Below are 7694 nucleotides of genomic sequence, written 5' to 3' on the forward strand. Positions count from 1 at the left end.
CAAGAAAGTTCCGGAGTTCGCGCCGGGCGATACGGTCACCGTGCACGTGAAGGTGCAGGAAGGCGAGCGCGAGCGTCTCCAGGCCTTCGAGGGCATGGTCATCGCCCGCCGCAACAGCGGCTACAACTCCTCGTTCACGGTGCGCAAGAGTTCCTACGGCGAGGGTGTGGAGCGTGTATTCCCGCTTTACAGTTCGGCTATCGCCAAGATAGAGGTCAATCGCAAGGGCGATGTGCGCCGCGCCAAGCTTTATTATCTGCGCGATCTGGCCGGCAAGGCGGCGCGTATCCGCGAGAAGGTCTGAGCTGTTGTCATCTCCGCAAAAGCGGAGATCCAGGCCTTGAATGACCAAAAGCCGCCGAAAGGCGGCTTTTGACTTTGATAAGCTAATTGCGGGTGGCTCCGCCCCTGCACCCTGGGTGACTTTCTCTTGCTTGTCCAAGAGAAAGTCACCAAAGAGAAGGACACCCGGTCGCTTCGCCGCCCAAATACCGGGCGGTTCCCTGCGCGTCTCGCGGCGGCCGGGCGCTCGCCTAACTCGCCGGGCGCGAAAATGTAGCCCTGCTCGCTGCGCTCGCTCGTCTTGCCGTAATACTACGCGCCTCGGGCTCGATCAAAAGTCTCGCGAATACTCCCAGCCTTGCTCGGTGCTCGGCTCGCTCCGACGGGGTCTTAAAACCCCAGTCAGTGGCGTCGCCTCTCCCGCCCGTGGATAATGAGGACATGCGACGCAGGGAAAACTCTACACAGGCTATAGGATACGATGCCGTCATTTCCACACCAGTGGGACGGATCGGAGTAATGCTGGAGAACGACGCGCTGGTTGATGTCAGCTTTCTGGGCGATGCAAGGGCCCTGCATGCGCCACGCACGGCGGCGGCAAAGAAAGTCTGCCGTCAACTCCGATCGTATTTCGCCAATCCCCGCCATTCCTTTCGCGTTTCCCTGACGCTGTCGGGCACGGCGTTTCAGCAGCGCGTGTGGCGCGCGTTACGGCGGATTCCCGCGGGCCGGACGCTCAGTTATGGCGCGCTCGCCCGTAAACTCGCGACCTCGGCGCGCGCCGTGGGCAATGCCTGCCGCGCCAATCCCATTCCCATCGTGATTCCCTGCCACCGCGTCGTGGCCGCGAACGGCGCCGGCGGTTTCATGGGCAAACGCTCGGGAAGCGCGCTGCGCCTCAAGCACCGGCTGCTGGAGCATGAGCACGCCGGATAAGGACATCATCGAACGCTTCTGCGACGCCATCTGGCTGCAGGAAGGGTTGAGCGTCAACACGCTCGACGCCTATCGCCGCGATCTGGAAGGCCTGAGCCGCTGGCTGGCACCGCGCGGTACGGCGCTGACAACCGCTGCGCGCGGCGATTTGCTCGACTATCTCTCCGGCTGTGTCGGCAAAGGCGCGCGTCCGCGCACCACGGCGCGGCTGCTTTCGAGCCTACGGCGGTTTTACGGTTACCTCGTGCGCGAGGAACGCATCAACACCGATCCCACGGTGCTGATCGATTCGCCCAAGATCGGCCGGCCATTGCCCAAATCACTCACCGAAGAACAGGTCGAAAAGCTGCTCCAGTCACCGGATGTCGCGACGCATTACGGCCTGCGCGACCGCGCCATGATCGAGACGCTCTACGCTACCGGCCTGCGCGTGTCGGAACTGGTGGGGCTGACGCTGTCGCAGGTCAGCCTAACGCAGGGCGTGGTCCGTGTCATCGGCAAGGGCGACAAGGAGCGGTTGGTGCCGATGGGTGAGGAGGCGATCTCGTGGATCAGCCGCTATCTCGCCGAGGGCCGGCCCAAGCTGGTGCGCAGCCGCTCGACCGATGCGTTGTTCACCACCGCGCGCGGTGGACCCATGACGCGCCAGGCCTTTTGGCACAATCTCAAGGTCCACACGCGCACCGCCGGCATCCAGACGGCGCTGTCACCACACACCCTGCGCCACGCCTTCGCCACGCATCTGCTTAACCACGGCGCCGACCTGCGCGTGGTGCAGATGCTGCTGGGTCACGCCGATCTTTCCACCACGCAGATTTATACACATGTCGCCCAGGCAAGGTTAAAGACGCTGCATGCGATGCATCATCCGAGGGGGTAAGTTCCCTCTCCCCTTGAGGGAGAGGGCTAGGGTGAGGGGAAATAATTTGTCGAGCCGCCTGCGGTGGCGTATTTATTTGCGGTTCCCCGCACCGCAGGCGGGTTTCTTTCTTTGCTCGTGCAAAGAAAGAAACCAAAGAAAGCACGCCCCGGATGGCGCAACATCCCCCTGCGCTTCGCGCCTCGGGCGCGGCGGTCGCCCGACAGCACATCCCTGTGCTGACGGGCGACGCGCGCGATCCCTCGCGCGTCCCTGCGGACGCTCGGCCCGAGGCTTACGATGCTCGGGTGCGCCATACGGGTGTCCAAAACACCAATCACCTCGGTGCGACCCACAAGTGTTATACGCAACTTCTATTCACTCAAACGTATCGAGTCTGCTTGAATATCAGGTATAGAGGGAGTTCCGGTATCGTAGATCCCAGAAATAATGACTTTATCGCCTTTCCGCAAAGAAAATAATTTTGTCCTAAATTCTTCCGCAAACCAAACAAAGCACGTCCTTGGTGAGTCCGGCTTAACAGCCAAATTAATGGATAGCTGTTTTCCTGGGGCGCCTTTAACACTGTCGACGTAGCCTATCCAAGTTACCCGCGTGCGTTGAAGTTGTTGTACAAATTCTTCCTTTTCCAGGAATCTTTCTTTGAGACGATCAAGCGTAGAAAAATACTCTTCGAGACTGAGACCGCTATGGTTCACTTGATTAGGTAAGCTCTCAGCCTCATTTTTTGAAATGGGAGATTCCGGGCGCAAGGCTACATTCGATACAACAGCAACATCGGACTGGGCAGGTTCTCGAAAGAAGAGGAGACCGACAGCCATTACTGCCGTGACCAGAAACCATATAGACAAAACCATTTTGACCCATAGCGGATACGGCTGCAGAAATGGCACCAATGACTGAACTGTTTGGATAATATCTTTCATTTTACTCCGAGTTATTTTCAGTCCAATTTAAGATCAAACATTAGAACTGTCATAAAATTAAAACTTTACGCCGTAAATCCTATGTGATCAATTATATACAACTGTTATATGGGAAAGCTCGTTACCTTCCGAAGCATCTTTTCCATGCCCGTAGCCGCCGCCGAGCATTGCAGCCGAGGAAGGAAGAAGCTCTGGTTTCTAGAGTGCGCGAAGGGATTCGCGCACGAGCCAGCCGGCACATGGAAGTGCCGTCTGGCGAGCCCGACTGAGGCGAGAAGCGCAGGAAGCCGTCGGCGGCTCAGGGGTGTCATTTCTTTTGGTGACTTTTCTTTGGACAAGCAAAGAAAAGTCACCTGCCGTGGGTCAGCCACCCACAAGTAGTTTTTGAGTTCGCGCGCAAGCGCGCGAGACATTTAATACCTGGATTCCCGCCTTCGCGGGAATGACAACAATGTTGCAGAGGCGGAGCTACCCGCAATTAGCCTCTCAAAGTTAAAAGCCGCCTTTCGGCGGCTTTTAATCATTTACTTCCTGGATTCCCGCCTACGCGGGAATGACAGCAAAGAGAGTTTTCACGGAGATGACGACCCTTTAGTGATAAACCGACCGATCCATGTGATCGTTGTCGTCATGGAACACCTCGATGCCCGGCAGGCGTTTGTAACCCAGGACCATGGCGAGTTTGTGGATGAGGGTTTTCCAGTTGAGGGAATCGACGCGGCGGCGCAGGACGTCGTTGAGTTCCTGCGTCAGTTTCTCGATCCCCTGATCGAGCCCGGGCAGCTTGTGGAAATAATACCAGGAAAGATAACCGTAGGCCGCGGGCAGGAGCTTGATAAACCACGTCGGCTCCGGCATCGCCAGCCAGACAATGCCGCTGCTCACGCCGGCGAACACGAAGAAAAGCCCGTAGCGGATGAACTTGATGCGGTTGGCGCGATTGTCGTCCATGGCCTCGCGCAACCGCCGCTCGGCGTCACGTGACATGATCGAGTGGGCGTAATGGATATCGCGGAACATGCTGAGTATCCGCAGCATGCGCTCGCTGTGGCGCCGCTTGTCGATGAAGGAATCGACCGCCGCCTGCAGGCTGTCACGGAACTGGCGATAATCGGGCGTGAGCGGCGGTTCCTTGTACGTTTCAACAGTGTGGTTGATGAGGTAACGCAACTCGAGCAGGTGCGAGACCATCATCGGGAAACGCAGGTTGGTGAATTTTACGTAGAACGCATGGAAATTGTCCGGCGTCAGGTTCAGCGCGGAAAAATCCTGCGCGGTTTCCCACGAACGAATCCGGCTCTTACGCCGCTTGTCCATCGACTTGGATACAGTGCGAGGCGATGCCATGTTTTTTTGACGTCCCCGAGATATCTCTAATCGGCCCGAATGCGCCCAAGAATAGCGAAAACGGTCGTAATTTTCCATGACTCGCCAGGTTAACGGCTGGCCGGAGGTGGAATCAGCCGTTGCCGAGCGTGTTCCGCAGGTTGGAGAGATAGACCTCGGCGCGGCCGAGCATGGCCTGGGGGTCGGGTTCCCGGTCCGGTTCTTCCCAATGCAGGTCGTCAGGCGGCAGTTCCTTGAGAAAGCGGCTGGGTTCGCAGCCGATCACCTCGCCGCCGCGCTTGCGCCGCTCGACGAATGAGAAGGTGAGCGTCTGGCGGGCGCGGGTGATGCCGACATAGGCCAGGCGGCGCTCTTCCTCCACGCCCGTGTCCGACTGGCTCTGGTGGTGCGGAAGCAGGCCTTCCTCCATGCCGACGATAAAGACATGCGGAAATTCGAGTCCCTTGACCGCGTGCAGCGTCATGAGCGCGACTAAATCGCCGGGATTTTCCTCATTGCCCCGGTCCAGGATGCCCGCCAGCGTCAAGCGCGCGACCAGTCCGCTCAGCGACTTGTCCTCTTCGTCCTGCCGCGCGAGACGCTGGATCCACGCCACGAGCTCGAGCACATTTTCCATGCGTCGCTGCGCGATCTTCAGATCGTTGCAGGTGTCCTTGAGCCATTCCTCGTAATGCAGGTCGGCGAGTATGTCGCACACCAGCTTGGCCGGGTCTTCCTCGGCCGCCTTGCCGATCATGTCGGTCAGCCAGTGTGTGAAGACGCGCAATATCGCCACCTGCCGCACGGTGAGGCGCCGCTCGATGCCGGCGTCCAGTGACGCCTGTAGCAGGCTCGTGCCCAGTTCACCGGCGTGCGCCGAGAGTTGCTCGATCGTGTCCGCGCCGATCTCGCGCCGCGGCGTATTGATCACGCGCAGGAAGGCGTTGTCATCACCCGGGTTGCACAGCAGCCGCAGATAGGCCATGACGTCCTTGATCTCGGTCTTGTCGAAAAACGACGAACCACCGCTGAGGAAATAGGGAATGCGCCGCTCGCGCAGCACGCGCTCAAGCACGCGCGACTGGTGATTTTCCCGGAACAGGATGGCGTAATCCCGGAAGTCGGTGTTGTGCTTGAACTTGTGTTGTAGAAGCTCGGAAACGACGCGCTCGGCCTCGTGTTCGTCACCGCGCGCCTTGAGCACGCGCAGCGATTCGCCGTAATCACGCTCACTCCACAATGCCTTTTCGAAGATGTGCGGGTTGTTGGCGATCAGCGCGTTGGCGGCCTTGAGGATGCGCCCGCTCGAGCGGTAATTCTGTTCCAGTTTGATCACCTTCAGCGATGGATAATCCTGTTGCAGGTGCTTCAGGTTCTCGGGATGCGCGCCGCGCCAGGCGTAGATGGACTGGTCGTCGTCGCCCACCACCGTCAACGCCCCGCGGCTGCCGGCGAGCAGCTTCACCAGCTCGTACTGGCAGAGATTCGTGTCCTGATATTCGTCCACCAACAGGTAGCGCACGCTCCGGCGCCATTCTTCCAGCACCTCGGGGTGGTTCTGGAACAACCGCACCGGTTTGAGGATCAGGTCGTCGAGATCCATGGCGTTGTACGCCTGGAGGTGACGCTCGTATTCGCCGTAGACCCGCGCCGCGATGTCCTGAATGCTTTCACCGCCGGTCGTCAGCGGCGCCTCCGCCGGCGAGACCAGGTTGTTTTTCCAGAGCGATATCTGGCGCCGCACGGCGTCAGCTGGGTTGTTTTTGCCGGAGTACTGGCCACGTAGCAGTTTGGCAAGCAACGACTGGCTGTCCTCGTTATCGTACAGGGAGAAGCCCGGGCGGTAGCCGATGGCCTCCAGATGGTCGCGCAGGATCCTGAGACCGAGGGTGTGGAAGGTCGAGATTTGGAGTTCCTTGCCGTGAGCGCCGTTGAGCAGGTCGCCAACGCGCGCCTTCATCTCGCGCGCGGCCTTGTTGGTGAAGGTAACGGCGACGATATTGCGCGGGGCGATGCCGTAATCGCGGATGAGCCAGACGATCTTGCGGGTAATGACGGAGGTCTTGCCACTGCCCGCGCCTGCCAGCACCAGCAGGGGGCCATTGATGTACTGTACCGCCGCTTTTTGTTGCGGGTTCAGTTCAGGCAATTCCGTTGAAACGTGGTTGGAAGTGTCATAACTGGACGGGCATTCTAACCTGTTTCCGTCATGCATGGAAAGATAAAATTGGAAAAAATATCCACGGCGACGATCTTCAGAGGCTCAAACGAACGAGAAAATTTTGCATCTGTGCTCGCGCCGTGGCGGGTTCGGCGAGCAACCGGCCGATGAGATCGAACAGGGGATAGTTGCGAGAGTCGAAGAGTCCGTGAACGTGGACCATCTCCAGCGTATGCACGCCCTCGCCCATGAGCGCCTCCTGGCCCCGGGCCAGTCGCCGGCCCAATTCGTGATGGTGCGAGCCGGCGCTGGTCGCGGTGGTGATCAGATCACCCAAGCCGGCGAGCCTCCGGGGGGTATCCGGCAAACCTCCCAGCTCGGTCGCAATCCGCTCCAGTTCATCCACGGCCGCCACGGCAAGGTAACCCCGCGTGTTGTCGCCCAGTCCCATCTCGTCGGCCACGCCAAACAGGATGGCATAGACGTTTTTGAGCACGGCGGACCAGGAAATGCCCGCGATATCGGTGGTGTGCTCGAGATAAAGCGAGGTGCCGGCAAACAGTTCGCGCAGACGCTCATAGGTCTCGGCGTGCGTCGTTCCGGCCTGGGCGAATGCCGGGCGTCCGTCACGGATCTCCTCCGAGATCATCGGTCCGTACAGCACGCCGAAGGCGGCGGCCGGCCCCAGCGCTTCATCCAGTGCCAGCGCGGCGGTCCGGCCGTGTTCGTCGAGGCCCTTGGCGACGCTGAGACACACGCCATCACGGCGCAGACGCGGTCGCAGCCGGCTGGCCAGCTCGAAGTGGGGATTGGCCGGCAGGCAGAAGAGGATGAAATCCTGTTCTGCGGCGACGGAATCGAGCGCCACGGGTGGGGCGCCCGGTTTCGGGTGTCGTTCCCAGAGGGTAAGCCGGTGGTGCTGGCGCAGAAGGTATTCCATCGCCCGGCCCATTTCGCCGTGACCGAGGATGAGCACCCGGAATGGACTATTATTAGTTTTTACCGCCAAGGACGCCAAGGACGCAAAGAAAAATGAAATAGGAGTTTAACGGAACCCAAAGTTAAAATCTCACTTGCTTGCTGTGTGGACACCTTGAGCGCAACCAACCGCATCATCTTTATCCCTGGGAAAAATCCCAAGCCGCCGGTGGAGGAACACCGGCGGCAGCTCCTGCGCTGCCTG

Annotated in this window: 7 protein-coding genes; 3 read left to right on the plus strand and 4 right to left on the minus strand. The window is 59.6% G+C overall.

Features of this window, described 5'->3' with window-relative positions; all coding sequences use genetic code 11:
• The 3 genes from rplS to xerD form a co-directional block, all read left to right on the plus strand.
• Positions 1–304: 50S ribosomal protein L19 (gene rplS / locus ACC569_RS13270; RefSeq protein ID WP_372524011.1), on the plus strand; the 304-nt coding region annotated here is incomplete at its 5' end.
• Positions 305–801: 497 nt separating this feature from the next.
• A complete protein-coding gene (locus ACC569_RS13275) occupies positions 802–1218 on the plus strand; it encodes a methylated-DNA--[protein]-cysteine S-methyltransferase (protein ID WP_372524012.1) in 417 nt (138 codons plus the stop codon).
• On the plus strand, positions 1202–2098 hold the full coding sequence (gene xerD, locus ACC569_RS13280; protein WP_372524013.1) for a site-specific tyrosine recombinase XerD: 897 nt from the start codon (positions 1202–1204) through the stop codon (positions 2096–2098). The genes ACC569_RS13275 and xerD overlap by 17 nt, the downstream gene beginning before the upstream one ends.
• Positions 2099–2451: 353 nt before the next feature.
• Here the strand turns inward: xerD and ACC569_RS13285 are convergent, their stop codons facing one another.
• The 4 genes from ACC569_RS13285 to ACC569_RS13300 all read right to left on the minus strand — a co-directional run bounded on the left by ACC569_RS13285 (position 2452) and on the right by ACC569_RS13300 (position 7451).
• The gene (locus ACC569_RS13285) at positions 2452–3024 is read right to left on the minus strand and encodes a hypothetical protein (protein ID WP_372524014.1); all 573 of its coding nucleotides are present in this window, start codon (positions 3022–3024) and stop codon (positions 2452–2454) included.
• Between the two features lie 591 nt (positions 3025–3615).
• Complete coding sequence (locus ACC569_RS13290) at positions 3616–4371, minus strand: hypothetical protein (protein WP_372524015.1); 756 nt, start codon at positions 4369–4371, stop codon at positions 3616–3618.
• Between the two features lie 112 nt (positions 4372–4483).
• Positions 4484–6499 (minus strand): UvrD-helicase domain-containing protein, encoded by a 2016-nt coding sequence (locus ACC569_RS13295; RefSeq protein ID WP_372524016.1) that lies wholly within the window; start codon positions 6497–6499, stop codon positions 4484–4486.
• 106 nt (positions 6500–6605) lie between these two features.
• Complete coding sequence (locus ACC569_RS13300; RefSeq protein WP_372524017.1) at positions 6606–7451, minus strand: hypothetical protein; 846 nt, start codon at positions 7449–7451, stop codon at positions 6606–6608.
• Positions 7452–7694 lie beyond the last annotated feature (243 nt).

The organism is Sulfuricaulis sp. (assembly GCF_041499725.1).
GTDB lineage: Bacteria > Pseudomonadota > Gammaproteobacteria > Acidiferrobacterales > Sulfurifustaceae > Sulfuricaulis.